Below are 18,670 nucleotides of genomic sequence, written 5' to 3'. Positions count from 1 at the left end.
GCGCGTCTTTGGCGGCCAGTGCCTCCCGCCTTCGACGATGCGCATGGGTTTTACATCGACGGATGCGGTGACCGGCTACCTTCACGTTCAAATCGCCAGATCCCTCGCGCCGGAAATCGGGGTTCCGTTGATGCTGTCCTCCTTGGAAAATCATATCCTGGCCAAAACCGTGCTCAAGACGCTGTGCGACATACAAGAGTCAATCTCGACCCCCACCAAATCGCCTATTACCATCTGCCGTGGTTGCGGACGACGATTGTCAAGTACATCGGTCGCCCCGACGATGAACGGGTCCTCGGTTTCCTGTTCGAGGTGCTCTCGAACGGTCGCGACGAGGAGTGCATGACGGCCGCCCAACTATTGGGCGAGTACGGAGATTTTGCCACCATCGAGCGGTTGGCCAAGGTGTGGGACCGTGCTCGGTTCGGTTTCCGAAGGGCGCTCGATCGCGCGATTTCCAAGATTCAGGCCAAGGAACAGGTAGGTGATCGCGGTTGGGTATCCATGACCGAGCCCTCGCCCGAAGTCGGTCACGTTTCTTTGTTGGAAGCCCAACCCTCGGAGCAGGAAGAATCCGGGCAATCTTGAATACGGATTAATGCCGTTAGGGTCCAAGAAAAGTGCCGAGTTTTTCTTTGGCATGGCAATACGCCGTTTAAATTATCAATAAGCACACCAACAGGCGTTTTTTTTCGGAACAGTTCAAATGGAGTGGCCAGATCTTAGGCTAGTCCGTTTTATTTGATTTGTTTTTTTTTGCCAAAAAATCATCCACAATTCGTGCAATAAGGCTGCCTGTGATCCAACCCAAAACCAAGCCTATTGCGGCGAAGGCGAAGATCCATATCAAATTGAACCCTTTAATTACCCCAATCAATATACCCGCTGAAATTCCTAGAATTGCAGCCACACACCCTGACATTTCTAATAAAGTCATTTCCCCTCCAGCTACATCATTTATGGTTTTACTCTAAACAGGAACATTAAAATCTGCCTACTTGCTGGATCAGGACCTGTACCTATGGTTGTACGAATTCCTGCAGCGAAATCAATGAGGTTAATCGAAGAACTTCGCACTGGGTAGTTTGCCTTGAGCCACTTCCCTCTCTCTACTACACCTAAAACATATAATTCTCCACTTTTTCCGACAGTGAACCCATCCAGTTTGGCTTCATTTTTACGCCAAAATTTACCGCTAAAAGTTTTCTGGCCTCTCATGTAGAACCCCCGCTCTGCACGTCCAAGATTCCAGTAGTATTTATCGTTTTCAATTCCTTGCAATATCCACTGACGAAACTTTCTTCCTTGAGTGAGCTTAAACGCTTTGGCATCACGAATTGCCTGATGCAACACAAAACGACCTGTTTTAGCATTAAATAAAGCCGAACGTAAACTAAGATTAGCACTCCTTGGAAGAACACCTGCACCACTAGCTTCAGGCCCCAATAGAACCATAGGAGCCAATGCCAAACCTAACTCTGTCCCGCCAGCAACTAAATCAAATTCAGCTTGGAAGTCGCCTTCCTGAGCGAGAATCATGTTCGAGCCAAATTTTACAACGGGTTGCGCAGCCCCTTCAACAATGACAGGAATAGCGCCTTTTTCCTCGAACACGCTAACGATTGGTGCTAATTCATCACTTGCTTGCCTGGAAAGGGAAGGATCTACAATTCCAAATCGATCAACACCCAGGAGTAGAGCGTTATGAGCCATGCTGGCAGTAGCAACAGAATTTTCCCCAAAATTTAGGCCTCCATGCCCAGCTCCCAATACCCAAAGCAAGGCTCTGTCTCCATAGAAATCGGTTGCTGCAGAAAGCCGCTCAAAACCAGGCTCCATTCCCTCGATTTGGTTTTCCTCCAAGCTGGCAATCACTTGATCTTTTTTAGTCAGAGTGGCGGTTTGAGCGGCTGCAATGGCTTGGGTTGCTTTTTCCCTCGCTTCGTAAAAGCGCTCTGAATGTGAGCTTTTCCAGAAAAGAGCGTAGCGCAAATAATATAGTAAAAAATCCCTTGAACCTGGTGGTGATTGGGGGCCACGACCCGGTTCCTCGGCAAGACCATCCGGGTCCCAGAAAAGGATGGGGTTGCCGGCGGCGTAGGCGTAGGGCTCCTTGACCGTGGTGGGGTCGTAGAGGTTCGGCTCGCGGAAGTCGGGGTTGAGGAAATGGCCCAGCTTTGCGTCGTAGTAGCGGTGGTGCATCTGCGTCAGGCCGGTTTCCCAGTCCATCAGGTGACCGCCCAGGCCCAGTGGGGCGCTGGCGAAGACGCTGTCCGGCACCACGCCGGCCTGGGCACCCAGTGATGGGCTTTGGACCCGCTCGCCCCAGGGCGTCAGCGGGCTGAGGTACACCGTCCCGCTGGCCACGTGCTTGTATGCGTAGGGCGTGCCCAGGTGGTCCGTCGCGATGTAGTAGTCGTGGCCACCACCCGTGAGGTCCTTCAAGAAGGCCGGGCCCAGCGGGCCCTGGCCGATGGCGTGCGTCCACGATACGCGCGGCGCCTCCGCCGTGCCACGCTGCTGCCCGATCGCGATCACCCGCGAGCCGTGCCATGCGAACGCCAACGGCACGTCGCTCGCCGGTATCGCCGCCCGGATCCGGCGGTTCTGGTGGTCGTAGGCGTACGCACCCAAAACCTGGCCGTCCTCGCGGATCTCGGTCAGGCGCCGAAAGCCGTCCCATGCGAATTCCCGCACGCGGCCGTCTCGATCGTCGATTCGCGTCAGGTTGCCCAGGACCGGGTCGTAGCTATAGACGTCGACTCCGCCAGTTCCCGCCACGCTGCCCACCCGGCGGTGGTCGGCCGTGGCGTCGTGGGTTAAGGCATCGTCGCGCACCACCGTGCCGTTGAGCACCCGGGTCAGGCCGCCCAAGAGCTGGTTCCGCACTTCGCCGTAGCTCTCGGTCAGGGTGTCGGTGTCCTGGCCGCCCGTACGCGTGATCTGGATCGATTGGAGTTGCTGCGCCTCGGTGTACGTGGGCTCCCAGGTCTCTTCGAGGCCGGGCGCCTTGCGCGTCACCTTGCTGATCTTCTTGTCCGGTGGACCCGCCTCGCCCGCTTCGCTGCACAGGCCCTCGCGGGGCACGTCCTCCCAGTCGAGGTCCAGCAGGAAAACCCCACCGCTCTCCGCGATGCTGTCGAGCTGGCCCTTGTCGTCCTGGCTCAAATCGAAGGTGGTGCCGTCGCCCCACGCGATCCGGGTCGGCATGCCGTTGACCCACTCGGTGAACCTCGCCTCCATGCCCATCGCGCGGATCTGGGTCTGGTTGCCGCCCGCGTCGTAGGCCATCTGGAAGCTCGGCCCCTGGGCGATGTCGATCAGGGTGACCTGGCCGTCCTCGTAGCCGTACGACTGGGTCACGCCATTGGGGTCGGTGTAGCGCTGCACCCGGTTTGGATCGGCAAGTCCCTCCTGTTGGCGCAGGTCCGCCAAATCGGGATAGGTCCAGCTTCCCCAGGCAACGCCGTCGCGTGTCAGGCTCGTCAGGCGACCCTCGGCGTCGTATCCGTAGACGTAGACTTCCTCGCTGCCCGGCTCGCCCGCCGTGATCTGTTCCAGCCGACCCTGGCCGTACTGGTAACGCCGCAGCAGCACCCCGCCGATCGTCACGCGGGTCGTTCGGCCCAGGCCGTCGAAGCCGTATTCCTTGGTGGCCAGGCCCGGGTAGGTCACTTGTGACAGCCGACCCTCGGTGTCGACGTCGGCCGTGACCCCACCCGGGAGGTTGACGGTCGCGCTGTCGCCGCTGCCAAAGACCTGCAGCGGCTGGCCGTTGCCCACCGTCATGCTCGCCACCGCGCCCCAGCGGTTGTAGCTGTACTCGGTCAGCGGCTGGTTGCCGCGCTTGAGGCCCACCAGGTCGCCGTGGGCGTTGTAGTTCATCTGGGTCGGCAGTCCGCCCTTGCGGGTCAGGGTCGCGCAGCTCGGCCGGCCGCCAGATGGTAATGGACCTCGATCCATGTAAAGTCACCGCTTTGCTTCAAGAAAGTCATGTGGCAACCCTGGATGTGCACATCGAGCCTTCAGGATAAGACCTGTGATGGCCGAGTTATTTTCGAAAAAAACTTAAAACCAGAAAAGTGAGCGCAATTACTCCAATCCCCAGAGCGATATTTTTTAACTGAAAATGAATGAGAATGGCTGTAAGACCACTTGCCAAGCAAATACATGGAAACGCAGGGCCTAGAGCCCATGAATGTCGAAATCGCTCAATCTTGTCTAACGAAAATCCTAGAACAATAATCAACACTCCAATCACAAACAGCATTCGTGCTCCTTACTGGAAATAGTACCAGGTCCCAACACCATCAACACCGAGTGAACCCAAGAATAAGCGTTCGGTGACGGGGTCGTGGACTGGATCGAATATCTGGCCGTTCAAACCCACATTTCGAGATTGAATGTCATTAAACGCAAGCTTCCTTTGAGATAAAGCTGAAACACACGGGAATTCATGAAACGATACCCATCGGGGAAGTAGGCCCGACGTTTTTAACAAATAGGTTGCCACCTCTCATTTGAAACTGAGGAGCCATATCACCCAGCATATTTTCGCAGGTGCGTTGACTGATTGACGAGCCCACCACTGCATCAGCCTATTTGATTTGGGGTTGATCCGTTTTACCCACCAATCACCAAACCTCCGCACTTGAACACCTGGCGGACGACTCTCCCAAAGAGACGCCCCACCCGGAGCGATATTTGTGTTGAGGGCCTGAATGGAACGATATACACCAAAAGTACTTAATAGGGCTATAGTACCGACGTAAACGGCCTTCCCGGTTTTACCCTCTTCGTATCCTTCGATCCCGATCATGCGGCCTTGGTACATACCATACCCTACTAGACCTGCCGTGCCAGTCTTGGTCAGGGCGCTAACGATTTGGCCACTGGTCCAACCTTTTTGGATCAAGCCAACCGCAAGGAGAGATGTATAGCCCGAAACGGCGGAGCGCTCCCAATTCACCTCGCTCAGGCCTCGGTTTTCCAGCGCCATTTGTCCACCGACATCAATTTTTCTGCCCACAAGCTCCGGCACACATTTGCCATCATGATGCTTGAAAGTGGTTGCGACATTTATGCGTTGTCCAAAATGCAAGAGCATTCCGAAATAAAGACCACAACTATCTATCTTCGGGCGACTACGGCCTATTTTCAGAAATTAATCAAGAAAAAACCTTTGATCTTTTGATTAAATAATTCTATCTCTGAATTTTAATAATTGAAGAAGCCTCAGCTAATGATCCGAGTTTGAGTAACCTTATAAGGTTATGGTATTACTTATTAAAGCACGCAAGTTAGATAACCAAGGCAATTATAATTGAAATAATTAACCCTGCTATTCCAATAATACTTAACGGCAGTACTGAATCAATCTTGCCATTTCTTGATCTTCCTCGGTGAATTTCAATCGATAAATACCAAATAAATCCCAAAACAAGCACTAACCATTTCATTTACACTAATCCTCCTCTGTTGCGAGAATATAAATGGCATATCCAGATAGCCCAGCAGTAAACCATTCGAGCCCTTCTTGCAATGGATGCTTAGCTGGATCGAAAATTAAATTCTTAGGCCCTCCAATATTGCGCGGCCTAATATCGTTAAAAGGTGTGCGAAGTCTCACTGAACCCTTCATCCAAGTACTCCAAAAATTCCCAGGAGCGTATGCCCCTACATCACGGGTTATCATTTTACCGTTTTTATACAAAAAACTAGGAGCCAAATCCTCCAGTTTACTCAAAGCCCTTGCTTGAGCGTTGAGAGAACCACGCCCCCACCACTGAGCAAATCGTGATGAGCTGGGGTTTACCTCCTTAATCCAGTAATTTCCACGTTTTTTCACTCGAACACCACCGGGAAGGTTTTTCCATTCAGTTGAGAAACCATGAGAACTGCTGGATGAATTCAACCCCGATAAGTTGACATTGAAGCTGTCTGGATTACCTCTTAGGGCCATTAATTCACCTGTAAGGGCTCGGGTTGAGCCATAGAGTCCTAGCCCTCCAAGTAGTGTTTCGCCAACTCCAAGACTTGTTTTGAGTGCGTCTCTCTCTTGAATACCTTCATAGGTACGGATGGAGCCGTCATAAATCGCGTACCCTGAAAGCCCTGCTTCGGCCGTGTAGCTGAGACCTCGAACAAAGCCGAATCCGCTGCTGGTTCCAGCTCCAAGGCCAAAAACAAGCAAACTGCCACTAACTACGGTGATTCCGATACCTTCAGTGATCTCACCCGCGCTTTTCGTAATCTCGGTACCAGGTCCAAAAAAGTGTTCCAAGACTGCATTTGCTCTTACCTTATAGAGCGCTTGTCCTTGATCCGTCGTTAGATCCGGGGCACCGGCCTTGAGTTTGAAGTATTCACCTGTGTAATGGCCATAACCCACCGATTGGCCTGTGACCAGCTTGATCCAGTGCTCTTGCGGCATGTACAGAGTTTGCAGAACACCGTAGATGTCGCGTGCTTCGATCTTTACACGCCCATTTCCAACGTATTCGACTGCGAGACCATCCGGGTCCCAATAGAGGATGGGATTGCCGGCGGCGTAGGCGTAGGGCTCCTTGACCGTGGTGGGGTCATAGAGGTCCGGCTCGCGGAAGTCGGGGTTGAGGAAGTGACCCAGGCTCGGGTCGTAGTAGCGGTGGTGCATCTGCGTCAGGCCGGTTTCCCAGTCCATCAGGTGGCCGCCCAGGCCCAGTGGGGCGCTGGCGAAGACGCTGTCCGGCACCACGCCCGCCTGTACACCCAGTGATGGGCTTTGGACCCGCTCGCCCCAGGGCGTCAGCGGGCTGAGGTACACCGCCCCGCTGGCCACGTGCTTGTACGCGTAGGGCGTGCCCAGATGGTCCGTCGCGATGTAGTAGTCGTGGCCGCCGCCCGTCAGGTCCTTCAGGAAGGCCGGGCCCAGCGGGCCCTGGCCGATGGCGTGCGTCCACGCGATGCGCGGCGCCTCCGCCGTGCCGCGCTGCTGCCCGATCGCGATCACCCGCGAGCCGTGCCATGCGAACACCAACGGCACATCGCTCGCCGGCGTCGCCGCCCGGATCCGGCGGTTCTGGTGGTCGTAGGCGTATGCACCCAAAACCTGGCCGTCCTCGCGGATCTCGGTCAGGCGACGGAAGCCGTCCCACGCGAATTCTCGAACCCGGCCGTCGCGGGTGTCGATCCGCATCAGGTTGCCCAGGACCGGATCGTAGGCATAGACGTCGACCCCGCCCGTGCCCGCCACGCTGCCCACCCGGCGGTGGTCGGCCGTGGCGTCGTGGGTGAAGACATCGTCGCGCACCACCGTGCCGTTGAGCACCCGGGTCAGGCCGCCCAGAAGCTGGTTCCGCACTTCGTCGTAGTTTTCGGTCAGGGTGTCCGTACCCTGGCCGCCCGTGCGCGTGATCTGGATCGACTGGAGTTGCTGCGCCTCGGTGTACGCGGGCTCCCAGGTCTCTTCGAGGCCCGGCGCCTTGCGCGTCACCTTGCTGATCTTCTTGTCCGGCGGACCCGCCTCGCCCGCTTCGCTGCACAGGCCCTCGCGGGGCACGTCCGCCCAGTCGAGGTCCAACAGGAAAACCCCACCGCTCTCCGCGATGCTGTCGAGCTGGCCCTTTTCGTCCTGGCTCAAATCGAAGGTGGTGCCGTCACCCCAGGCGATCCGGGTCGGCATGCCGTTGGCCCACTCGGTGAAGGTCGCCTCCATGCCCATCGCGCGGATCTGGGTCTGGTTGCCGCCCGCATCGTAGGCCATCTGGAAGCTGGGCCCCTGGGCGATGTCGATCAGGGTGACCTGGCCGTCCTCGTAGCCGTACGACTGGGTCACTCCGTTGGGGTCGGTGTAGCTTTGGACCCGGTTGGGATCGGCCAGTCCCTCCTGTTGGCGCAGGTCCGCCAGGTCGGGATAGGTCCAGCTTCCCCAGGCGACGCCGTCGCGTGTCAGGCTCGTCAGGCGGCCCTCGGCGTCGTACCCGTAGACGTAGACTTCTTCGCTGCCCGGCTCGCCCGCCGTGATCTGTTCCAGCCGACCCTGGCCGTATTGGTAACTGCGCAGCAGGACCCCGCCGATCGTCACCCGGGTCATCCGGCCCAGGCCGTCGTAGCCGTAATCCTTGGTGGCCAGGCCCGGGTAGGTCACCTGTGACAGCCGGCCCTCGGCGTCGACGTCGGCCGTGACCCCGCCCGGCAGGTTGACGGTCGCGCTGTCGCCGCTGCCAAAGACCTGCAGCGGCTGGCCGTTGCCCACCGTCATGCTCGCCACCGCGCCCCAGCGGTTGTAGCTGTACTCGGTTAGCGGTTGGTTGCCCCGCTTGAGGCCCACCAGGTCGCCGTGGGCGTTGTAGTTCATCTGCGTCGGCAGTCCGCCCTTGCGGGTCAGGGTCGCGCAGCTCGGCCGGCCGCCCGGATGGTATTGGACCTCGATCCGCGCCACGTCGCCGATCTCGATGGTCTGCGGCTGACCCAACGGGCTCCAGTTGCTGAAGTTCAGGTCGTGCCGGCCGCCCGTGATCGACGCCAGCCCCTGGCTCTCCTCGCTGTAGGCGAAGTCGTAGACCCGGTCGGGGGTGCGGACCTCGTCGACCCGGCCCAGCGCGTCCCGCACCCACTCGCGCGTGGTCACGCCGTTGTCGCGAAACGCCCGCGGCTGGCCGAAGCCGTTCAGCTCCAGCTCGCACTCCGCGCCGTCGGGCAGCGTCGCCCGGACCCGGCGGCCGAAACGCTCGGGATCGACTTGGGTGCGGTTGCTCTCGAAATCGTCGACCGTTCGGACCTGGCCGGTCTCGGCGTCGCGCCGGACCCGCATGGTCTTGCCGTCGCGGGTGACGTCGACCCCGGCCGACGCGTTGGCGATGTGTCGCGTGACCTCGGTGGTCGCCCCCAGCCAGGAGGTGCCGCGTTCGGTCAGCAGCGACATGCCCGCCTGGCCCTCCCGTTCGCGGCTGAACAGGGTCAGCGTCTCGTTGCCGGAACGGTTGGGCTCGGTGGTGGTCACCGCGCGCAGGGTGTCCTGCCAGTCGTCGTAGCTGCGCTGGGTGCTGAGGCCGCGGGTGTCGGTCGTGCCCGTGGGCCGCCAGCGCCCGTCGTAGCCGTCGACCGACCAGTCCAGCCCGTGGGCGTTGGTCCCGCCCGTGACGCGGTTGTAGCGGTCGTACGTGAAGGCCACGGACGTGGCCGCCTGGGCCCGTTTCGCCTGGCCGCCGCCCAGCGTCGAGGCGACCGTCATCTGGGTCGGCATGCCCGCGCTGTTGAACGCGTCGGCGGTCACTTCGATCGGGCCCGAGCCGGCCTTGACCACCGCGCCCCGTCCGTTGACCTCGGCCGTGGTGGTCACGGTGTGGCCTTCGCTCTTCTCCTCGGTTACCACGCGCAGCCGTCGCGGGCTGCCGGCAACCGTGGTGATGGATTCGGTTTCGCGCGCCTTGTCGACGCCGCTGCCGGACACCGTGGTGGTCACCGTCTGCCCGGCCGGGTCGGACCAGCGCGTCACGGTCGTGACGTCCTTGAACCCGTCCGCCACGGTGATCTTGCCCTTTTCATAGGTGATCACGAGGGCGGGCTCGGCGCCGTCTTCGCCCTCGTCGGCCTTGGCCGGGTCCTCGGGGAGTTTCTCGACGCGGGTGGCCCGCCCGAAGACGTCGTAGGCGATGCGCACCCTGCCGACATCGGCCATCTGGGTTTCGGCGACGCGGCCGAGCGCATCGGTCACCAGGTGCTCCGCGTAGGATTCCCCCTCGGCTTGAACCGTCATCCCATGGATGATCGGACCTTCCCCGCCCTGCACGACGTTGTAGGCGGTCGTGACACTGGTGCCCCCCTGGCCGGTGACGATCCGTGTCGGCAGGGACGTGGTCCCGAAGTACGCGTAGGTTTCGGTCTGGCCGGTTTGGCTGTCGGTGGTGCGCGCCAACCGGCCCAGCGCGTCATAGGCATAGGTCTGGTTGCGGGGGTCCGGCGCGGTGCGACGTTCCGCCGTGACCCGGCCCCAGATGTCGTAGTCGGTCTCGGTGGTGACCTCGGTGCTTTGGTCCACGACCGCCACCCGCGGCCCCTGCCCCGCAACGACCTCGTAGTCGAGGTTCAGCGTGCGGCCCAGTGTGACGTCGGTCGCGGTGTCGAGCCGGCCCAAGCCGTCGTAGGTGAACCGGTTCGTGACGTCGAGGTGGGTCTCCTCGGTCACGTCGCCGAACGGGTTGAGGCGGCGCTCGGTCATGGCCTTGCCGGTGCCAGGCAGGTTCAGGGTCCGCACGCTAAAGGAATCCGCGTCCAGGTCCTTGCCGCTGGGCCGGTAGTGGACCGAAGCGGTCCCACCCTGGATTCGGCCCACGAGGTCCTCGGTGAGGATGGGCACGCCGCTGGTGCTGAAGAAGGTGGTGTGGGTCGCGCTGGTGCCGCCCTCGCCCGAGGCGGTGGCGTCGGAGACCCGCAGGAACGCCTGGGTCACGTCGTAGCGCAGGGTGCCGCCCACGGCGTCGGTCGTGGTGGCGGGCGTCTCGATCCACCAGGGCGCGGCCTGGTAGGTCCAGCGCTGGCTGGCGCCGTGGATCTGGTGGGCGGTCAGGCGGCCCAAGCCGTCGTAGTCGAAGGTCTGGTCGCCGAAGCTGTCGCCCGTGAGCAGCCACTGGTGGATGGGCAGGATTGAGCCCCCCATCGCCACGGCCGCGCCGCCCTGATCGGGATCGAAGCGGAACCCCTCCAGCTTGCGCCGCTCCCAAGTCCGCGAGAAGGTGTGGGTCGCGTCGACCCCTGCGAAGGTGTAGCCCGAGGACAGCCGCGCCCCGCCCACCGTGGCGAAGGTCCGGCCCAGTTCCGGCACCTCACCGCAGCCGGGCAGAGCCACCGACACGACGCGGCCGCTCGTCCCGTCGCGGGTGACGTCGAGGCTCTGGAGGCAGTAGCCGTCGCCCAAGTGCGACGCGGCCAGGCTGTTCTCCGGGTACCGGGCTTCGAAGACTACGTCGTCGTCGCCCGCGTGCAACGCCTCGACCTTGACCAACCGCCGCAGTTTGAGGTGGCCCACTTCGGCCACCGGCTCGCTCCAGGTCAGGGTGTAACCGCGCGGTGTCCCCCCGCCGCTGCTTGTCTGGTTCAGTTCCACCCGGGCCAGGTAGCCGTCGTCCGTGTAGGCGTAGGTGCCCTGGACGCTGCGGGTCTGCATCGTCTGGGTCTCGATCACGGTGCCGGCCGGGTTCATCTTCCAGGTCCGGTCGACGGTGCGCCGGCCGCCGCGGTCGTTGGGCGCGTCCCACAGCTCGGTGGGGAAGCGGGCCGCGTCCTCCGCCGCCATCCGGTTCTTCCAGGGGTAGTCGACCCGTTCGGTCAACTGGACCTCGCCGTAGAGCGCGCCCGGCGCCTGCATCGAGCCCGGGAAGCGCATCAGCGGGAACCGGAGCCGGTCGGTTTCGTCGCTCGCGCGGGTCTTCTCGTTGATTTGGCCCAGCAGGTCGCGGTACTCGGGCCAGCGGAGTTTGCTGCGGAGCTTGTAGACCATGTTGCCGCGGTGGATCAGGTGCCAAGGGCCGCGGTCCGGGAAGCGGCGCACCTGGCTGAGGGCGTCGTTGCGCACGCCGACCTGGTCCCCGTCCTCGGCGAGGCCGGCCTGGATCTGGAACTGGCCCGGTTGCTCGAAGATCAGCCGCTGGTGGACCTTTGCCCCCGTGAAGTCGCGGGCGATGGAGCCTTCGGATTTGGTGGCCGTACCGCCTTCACCCGGCTCCGGGGCGGCGCCGTCGACCGCGGCCACGTCCTGCGGCCGCCACCAGACCGGCATGGCCTGGTACAGCCGAGCACCGTCGAGCATGCCGACCCCGTACGGCCCGCTGCCGAAGGCGTAGTCGCGGTGGAAACTGCGGCGCCAGCTCAGGTCGAGCCGGGCATCGCGGGCGCTCACGGCGAGGTCGGTCTGGTGCAGCTCGGGCGAGCCGGTCAGCAGGTCGAGGCCGCCGTGGAAGCGGAGGTCGTCCACGTAGCGGGTCGGCACGCTGTGCCAGGCCACCAGGAACGGCAGGGTCCGCTGCATCACGGTGGTGCCCTGGCGGGTGAGGGTCAAGGCCACCTCGCCCTTCAGGAACCCGTGCTCGCGCAGGGCCTTGGCCTGGTTCTGGATCACGACGTTCAGCTTCCGGGTGTCGAAGCCCACCAGCGTGCGGGCCTTCGCGTCCTTGACCTCGTGGACCACCTCGGCCGCGCCGGACTCGCCTTCGAGGCGGTAGACCAGCTTCAGGCTCTCCTGGGCGAAGACCTCGACCTCGAAGGTCCCCATCTCTACCGTGAAGGCCAACTCGGTCTGGGCCTCGCCCGTTCCGCCAGCCGGCACTTCGCCCTCGACGTCCAGGTCGGTGACGTAGAGCACACCGTAGGGCTGGTGGGTCAGCATGCCCTGTGGGTCGCGGATCCGGCCGCTCGTGTCGTGCCGCGCCGTGCCGGCCTGCCAGCGGGCCAGGTCGTAGGTCAGCCAGCCGAAGGTCCGGTAGGGGTTGCTCGCCAGCGGCAGGCGACGCAGGCGCTCGTCCGACAGGCTCCAGTAAAGCGCGCCGTCGTGCATGAACAACTGGCGCCCCACCGGCGCTTGGTCCGCGTCACCGTCGATCCAGGTCAGGAACATCTCTTCCGCGAAGGCCTGATCGAGGGTCCATTGGCTGACACCTTGCGCCCGGCCGCGTGCGTAGAGCGCGCGCAGGTCCAGCACGCCGACGCCCACCTCTTCGTTGCCGATTCGGGTCCGCACCGCAACCAAACCGTGGGCGCGGTCGGCGGCCAGGCCCAGGAACCCGCCAGGCAGGTGCAGGGTGAAGCGCGGCTGGGTGGCCTGGTCGAGGTCGGCCTTCTCGGGGACTTCATATATATAGAGGGAACCGTCCTGGTCGAGGCCGCGCTCGCCGAAGATCGCGATGTCGCGGGTCAGCGTCTCGCCCAGGGCGGTCTGGGTCGGGAAGGCCTCGACCACGGCGCAGCGCAGGCGGGAGACGCCGAAGCGGCCCGGCTCGCCTGGCGCGGCCTCGGTGCCGGCGCGGTGGGGCCAGACGGTTTTGGCCAGGGCGCGGCGGTCGTAGGGTGGGTGGTCGGGTGGCAGCAGGTCGGATGCCTGGGGCACGATCGCGTTCAGGCCCGGGAAGCCGAAGGCGGCCGCGGCGAAGGCCGGGACCAGCCCGCCCTCGGTCTGGTGGAGGAAGGGCGCGAGGCGGACCACCCCGCGCGGGTTGGCGTAGTGACCCACCGGCTTGGTTTGCTGCCAAGCGGTGAGGTGGCGGCCACCGCCCAGGCTGTCCTGAAGCGTGGCGGGGTCAATGTTGGCGAGCCGTTCCAGGTACTGGCGCACGTCGTGGACGGTGGCCGTGCCGACCGGGCCGGCCTCGGTCAGGTCGAAGTCACCCAGGATCAGGTAGGGCCCGATCGCGGCGAACCCGCCCTGGGTCCCCGAGGTCGGCACGCGGAAGTGGCCCTTCTCCTCGAAGGTGGCCCCGTCGTAGTGCAGGAACATCAGGACGTAGCTGTGCTGGGCGAACGAGTAGTACTGCACCACCAGCAGGGTCCCGGCGGGCAGGGCCCGCAACCGCTCGCGGTTGTCGCGCTCGATGGCGAAGACCTCGGCGCCGGGCGCCGCGGCCAGCGCCTCCTTGGTGATCAGGACCAGGTTGGGGGCCAGCATGCCCGGGGCCCGAATCGCCTCGCGGTACTCGGTGAGCAGGCGCGGCTCGGCGTGGCGGGTGTCGGTGTCGTAGACGCGCAGCTTGAAGCCGGAGGCGATGCCGTCCGGGTTCGTGATCCCGTCCAGGCCCACCAGCAGGTTGCGGAGCCCGGCGTAGGCACGCAGGTCGCCCGCCTCCGGCACCACCGTCTGGGGCTTGCTGGTCTGGGTCCGGAACTGGATGCGGTAGTGGTCCTTGGCTGGCTCGGTGCCCGAGGCCGTGGTGTCGGCCGGTTGCAGCAGGGTGCGGTTCTCCTGGTCGCGGACGCCGCGCACGTCGAGCGTGTAGACCGTGTCGAGCTTGAGCGCTTCGGTCGGTTGAATCGTGAGCAGGCGGACCTCGGTCGCGGCTTCGACCGGCAGGCCGTTGGCGTCGGAGAAGGCCAGCGTGACCGGGTCGCCGCCGTCGGGGGTCAGGGTCACGGTGGCCGGGTCCACGTCGCGGACCGGCTCGCTGAATTCGAGGTAGAGTGGGTCCGCGATCAGGACATCGGTGCCCCTGTCCTGGGGCGCGCTGGCGAGCACGGCCGGCGCGACGTTGGGGATGCCCGCCGCCTGGTCGGGTCGGACCAGCCAGACCCGCTTGTAAACATCCTGGCTCTGACCGAAACCGTCCACCACGGTCAGGGCGACGTCGAGCTTGCGCTCGGTGCCGTAGGCGGTGGCGGGCAGCAGGACGGTGATCGCATCGTGGCGGGTGTCGCGGGTGATGGTCTCGTTCCAGTCGACCTCGGGGATTTTGGCCAAGGCGTGTTTCAGGGGCTGATCGGCCTTGATGGTCACCTGGATCTGGGGCGTTTTGCCTTCGGTTTGGCCGGGGTCGAGCAGCAGCTTGCCGGTCTGCCGGAAGGTCTCGGTCAGGCCGGCGTGGATCACGGGCTCGTCGCCGTCCAGGGTCACGACCCGCCAGTCGAGTTCCAGCTCGGCGTCGCTGCCGGCGCCGCCTTGCTTGGGCCAGCGCAGCCAAGCCGTGGCTCGGTAGGCGCGGGAACCGGCCAGCAAGTACGAGGCACTGGAAGGGCGCAGTTCGAGCAAGGTGAGCCGGTGGGTGACCGGGTCCATGGCCAGGATGGTGGGCTGGCCGGGGTCGGGCTCGGCGAGGAAGTCGCCGTCGGCCAGCGGGCCGGTGAGGCCAAGGGGCTTGAAGAAGGCGTTCTCGCCGTCGCCGAAGCGTTGGTAGAAGTAGACGTTCTGGCAGGGATAGAAAGGTGTGGTCCCGCGGGTATAGAGGCTTGGGTTGTACCAGCTCGGCGGCGGCTCGACCCACATCAGGTTGCCGTAGTCGTCCCTGACGTCCTTTCGGACGTCCTGGCGCAAGCTCTGGCCGAAGATGAAGCTGGTGCTGTCGGTGTGGAACAGGCCGTAGAGGTGGGCGTAGGCCTGGCCCAGCGAGGCGGCGATGCGGCCGCCGAACCGCTTGGTGCGGGTCCGTTTGGTCGAGCTGCCGAGCTGGCCGTCGCGGACGGCGACGGCATCGGCCAGCGTAGCGAAGGTGTGGGGCGTCAGGGTCTCCGGTTCGAGCGGGTTGGCCGGGAACGGGACCTCGGGCTGCAGCGCCACGAACGAGAGCATGGCGGTCCCGATGGTGGCGGGGTCGAGGTCGCGTTGGAACCGGCCGACAAGGCGGGGCACGGGCCCACCGTCGAGCGGCGTGATGCGCAGCCCGCCGTAGAAGGTCCCGAAGGGGTCGTCGCCGTGGCGCGGGACCTTGGCCAGTTCGGCGCGGACCTCGGCCTCCTCGGCCAGGGCGAAGCGGACCTCGCGGCCGACGCCGTCCAGCACCCGCTCGACGTGGAGGGTGGTGCCGTCGCCGAGGTCGAGCACGAAGGGTTGGCCGCCCAGGATGACCTGACCGGGACCCGTGTGGACGCTGTCCAGCTCGATCGAGGCGGTTTGGCCGTCGGGCCGGGTGACGGCCACCTGGATCCGGTCTCCGATCTCGCCCGCGATGCCCCGCTGGTAGTCGCCGCCCAGCATGGTGTCGGTCACGGTGGCGGCGGTGTGGCGGTTGATCAGGCGGATCTGGCTGCGGGCCGGGTAGGTGTCGGCCGGCGCGTGGACGACGAGGTCGTCCCCGCTGGCGGTGAGGTAGAACTTCTTGAGGTCGAGGGTGCCGACGGCACTGCGGTCGGCGGTTCGGTAGCTGAACGACGCGGCCGAAACCAACGGGTGGCCGTGTTGGCTGAGCAGACCGGTGCCGACGGTGACGGTGTATTCGGTGTCGTCGGAGAGCGGGGCCTGGGGGTTGAGGGTCAGGGTGCGGTAGTCGGCCTGGCGCTGGATGCGGAGCGGGACGGTGGTGCCGCCGCCCTGGAGCGTGATCGCCTGGGTCCAGTCGTCGACGCTGCCACCGAGGGCGTGGGAGAAAGTCAGGCTGGGGATCTCGTGGCGGCTGACGTGGACCTGGTTGGCGGCGGGCTGGTGGTCGAGGAGGCGGAAGTCGGGCGCCTGGAGCGCGAGGTCGAGGCCGTCGCGCAGGTCGTCGGTCGAGGTCTCGGCCAGGTGGAACTGGGCGCTGCGGGTGGTGGCGGGGTCGTAGGCGTCCACGGTCTGGGGCTGGTTCCAGCGGGCGACGGCGAAGCGGAAGCCGCCATCGGCGGCGCTGGTCGCCCGCCAGGGGTGGACTTCGGTCTGGAGGGTGACCTCGGCGACAGGGCTCGCGGCAAAGGTGATCTGGCCGCGCAGTTCGGTGATCGGGAACGGCAGGGCCACCAGGGCGTAGGCGCCGGTAGTGGTGACATCGACGTCCTGGGGTGCCGCCTGCCAGGCGCCATCGACGAAGCGGAGCCGGCCGGCGTAGACCCAGGTTTGCGCGTCCTGACGGCGCAGCAGGACCAGCGCCTCGCGGTCGCCGTGCTGGAAGCGAATGTTCGGCGAAGTTTCCAGCTCGCGGCCGACGGTGAGCGTGAACGAGGCGAGACGCTCCGCCCCGGCGGGCATCGGGACGTCGGACATATCGGCGAGCCGGGTGCGGACGGCGCGGGGATTGACGGGCTGAGGTCCGAAATCGAGCTGGAGTGGACCGAGGTCGTGCACGGCGTCGTAGCGGAAGCCGCCGAGCGGCGGGGACCCGCCTTCCAGGTAGAACTTGATCGAGGCGGCCCGGGTGTGGCCGCGGGCGATGTCGCCACGGGCCTCGATGGGCAGGCGGCCCACCAGCTTGGCGCGACCGTCGAGCTGGTCGCCGTAGTGGTAGCAGGTCACGTCGAGCAGGTAGTCGGGGAACAGGTGCTGGCCGTCGAAGGTGGTGTGGTGCTCGCGGGCGCGGAGGCGGGCGAAGGCGCCGGAGGGCTGGTGGCCGTGGGCCAGGAAGCGGAGTTCGGTGCGCGGCGTGTCGAGCAGCGAGACCATCTTGGGGAAGGCGACGGCGTCCGCGGTATCGGCGCCCGGGATCCAGGCGTGGCCTTCGCGGATCAGGAGGCTGCCGACGGCGGGCGCTTCGCCGACGAAGCGAGTGTCGCGGAGCACGGCGGCGTAGACCCCGTTCCCGGCGGTGGGCCAGGTGGCATCGATGCGGGTCCCGCCGGCGGTCAGCCGCTCGGAGACGCGCCAGCCGTCGCCGTCCTGGCGCAGGAGCAGGACTTCGGTGGCGGGCGGGAGTTCGCGCGGCGGTCGGCGGAGCTGGGCCTGGAGCGGGCCGGACCCGGTGGCGTCGGCCAGTTCGAAGGCGCGCAACGGAGCGTAGCCGAGCGGGAGCAGGACGGGCAGGGCCTGGGTGCGGAGCGGGGTGACACGGGCGGTGCCGCTGAAGCCGGAGACAAACTGCAGCCGCAGGAAGGGGTCGTCGAAGACCTGGGCGGTGGAGTGGGGCGGGCCGCGGCGGGCGAGGCGCAGGTCGAAGAGCCGGGCGCCACCGGCGGGCGGGACGTCCAGGGTCCGGGTGATGGGGACGTAGATGGGGTCGGTGACGCGGGCGGTGATGGGCGAGCCGGCCAGGTAGGCGACGTAGCGGCCGGCGGCGTCGGTGACGGCGGTGGTCGCGGCCGCGGGGCTGGCGAGCTGGACGGTGACACCGGCCAGCGGGTGGCTGGTCTCGCTGTCGAGGACCAGGCCGTGCACGAAGTTGGGGTGGGCCACGGGCAGGTCGCGCTCGAGCTGGGCCTGGTTGCCGTAGACGTCGCGGACCTCGATGCGGAGCTGGTGGCCGACGCGGCTGCCGTCGTCCTGAAAGGTTTGCTGCAGGGCACTGCCGTCGCTGGCTTCGCGAACCAGGTCGGCGTTCAGGTAGACCCGAACCGAGACGATCTCGCTGGCGGGCTCGAAGGACACGGCGATGTCGAAACTGCCGCGGGCGTCGACGGAAGCGGGCGCGGTGAGGTCGATCGTGGGCGGCTCGGTTTTGTGGTGCACGGTCAGCGACTGCTCGGCGGTGTTTCCGGCGGCGTCGGTGAGGGTGTAGTGGAAGGTGTTGGCGCCGGGCTGGAGGGGGACGTCGCGATCGTAGAAACGGCCGCCGAGGACGGTGACGGGCTGGCCGTCGCGGGTGAGGCTGACCGGTTTCGACAGGGCGTCGCCGGCCTCGCCGATGATGTGGAGGCTGGTCCGGTTGGTGCGCAGGTCGGGCAGCGGCTCGGAAATAGCGAGATGGGGCGCGACGGTGTCGCGGAAGAGGTCGCGTTTGAGGCGGGCTTCGGGCAGGCCGTCCACGGTGGCGATGAGGAAAAAGGTGTTGAGGCCTTCGGTGAGGGTGACGTCGTGACTGAAGCGGCCATTGCCGTCGACGGCCAAGGCGACACCGTCGAGCGAAAGGCTGGCGTCGACGGGGGTGACGGTGCCGGAAAGGGTGGCGGTGGCCGCGGCGCGGAAGCGGGCGGTGTCGTCGAGCGCGATGGTGATGGTTTCCTGCGCGAAGGCGGCCCAGGCGGGGCCGAGGAGGAGCAGGAGACCCGGAATCAATCGCTTGGCAAACATGGAGCAGACCTCACAGAAGCATCGTATCGGAACGGGCTGGGCAAACAGCTCGAACCCTCACTAGACCCCTATCATACACCAACA

At 64.4% G+C, this 18,670-nt stretch carries 7 protein-coding genes; 2 read left to right on the top strand and 5 right to left on the bottom strand.

The features are described from left to right. Positions 1-183: 183 nt before the first annotated feature. Complete coding sequence (locus J3U87_RS25245; RefSeq protein ID WP_237378561.1) at positions 184-588, top strand: HEAT repeat domain-containing protein; 405 nt, start codon at positions 184-186, stop codon at positions 586-588. 139 nt (positions 589-727) lie between these two features. Here the strand turns inward: J3U87_RS25245 and J3U87_RS25240 are convergent, their stop codons facing one another. The 3 genes from J3U87_RS25240 to J3U87_RS25230 all read right to left on the bottom strand — a co-directional run bounded on the left by J3U87_RS25240 (position 728) and on the right by J3U87_RS25230 (position 5,101). Further along, the gene (locus tag J3U87_RS25240) at positions 728-937 is read right to left on the bottom strand and encodes a hypothetical protein (protein ID WP_237378560.1); all 210 of its coding nucleotides are present in this window, start codon (positions 935-937) and stop codon (positions 728-730) included. 20 nt (positions 938-957) lie between these two features. Beyond that, positions 958-3,885 carry an RHS repeat domain-containing protein gene (locus tag J3U87_RS25235; protein ID WP_237378559.1) on the bottom strand — a complete coding sequence of 976 codons (2,928 nt, stop codon included), beginning with the start codon at positions 3,883-3,885 and terminating at the stop codon, positions 958-960. Positions 3,886-4,516: 631 nt separating this feature from the next. Continuing rightward, the gene (locus J3U87_RS25230) at positions 4,517-5,101 is read right to left on the bottom strand and encodes a hypothetical protein (protein WP_237378558.1); all 585 of its coding nucleotides are present in this window, start codon (positions 5,099-5,101) and stop codon (positions 4,517-4,519) included. On the opposite strand from J3U87_RS25230, the gene J3U87_RS35380 reads away from it, so the two are divergent. Continuing rightward, positions 5,054-5,194, top strand: a complete 141-nt coding sequence (locus J3U87_RS35380) for a hypothetical protein (RefSeq protein WP_420038324.1) — start codon at positions 5,054-5,056, stop codon at positions 5,192-5,194. The two genes, J3U87_RS25230 and J3U87_RS35380, sit on opposite strands and share 48 nt — an antisense overlap. 106 nt (positions 5,195-5,300) lie before the next feature. On the opposite strand, the gene J3U87_RS25225 is transcribed toward J3U87_RS35380, so the two are convergent. Together J3U87_RS25225 and J3U87_RS25220 are read right to left on the bottom strand one after the other, a co-directional pair. Beyond that, positions 5,301-5,459: a hypothetical protein gene (locus J3U87_RS25225; protein ID WP_237378557.1), complete on the bottom strand. Its 159-nt coding sequence runs from the start codon at positions 5,457-5,459 to the stop codon at positions 5,301-5,303. Positions 5,460-5,464: 5 nt separating this feature from the next. Next, positions 5,465-18,586, bottom strand: coding sequence for an Ig-like domain-containing protein (locus J3U87_RS25220; RefSeq protein WP_237378556.1), 13,122 nt, complete (start codon positions 18,584-18,586; stop codon positions 5,465-5,467). Positions 18,587-18,670 lie beyond the last annotated feature (84 nt).

Origin of the sequence: Sulfidibacter corallicola (genome assembly GCF_017498545.1) — a bacterium.
GTDB classification, from domain to species: domain Bacteria; phylum Acidobacteriota; class Holophagae; order Acanthopleuribacterales; family Acanthopleuribacteraceae; genus Sulfidibacter; species Sulfidibacter corallicola.
The sequence above is the reverse complement of the archived record's forward strand: the minus strand, read 5'-3'. Positions and strand labels throughout refer to the sequence as shown.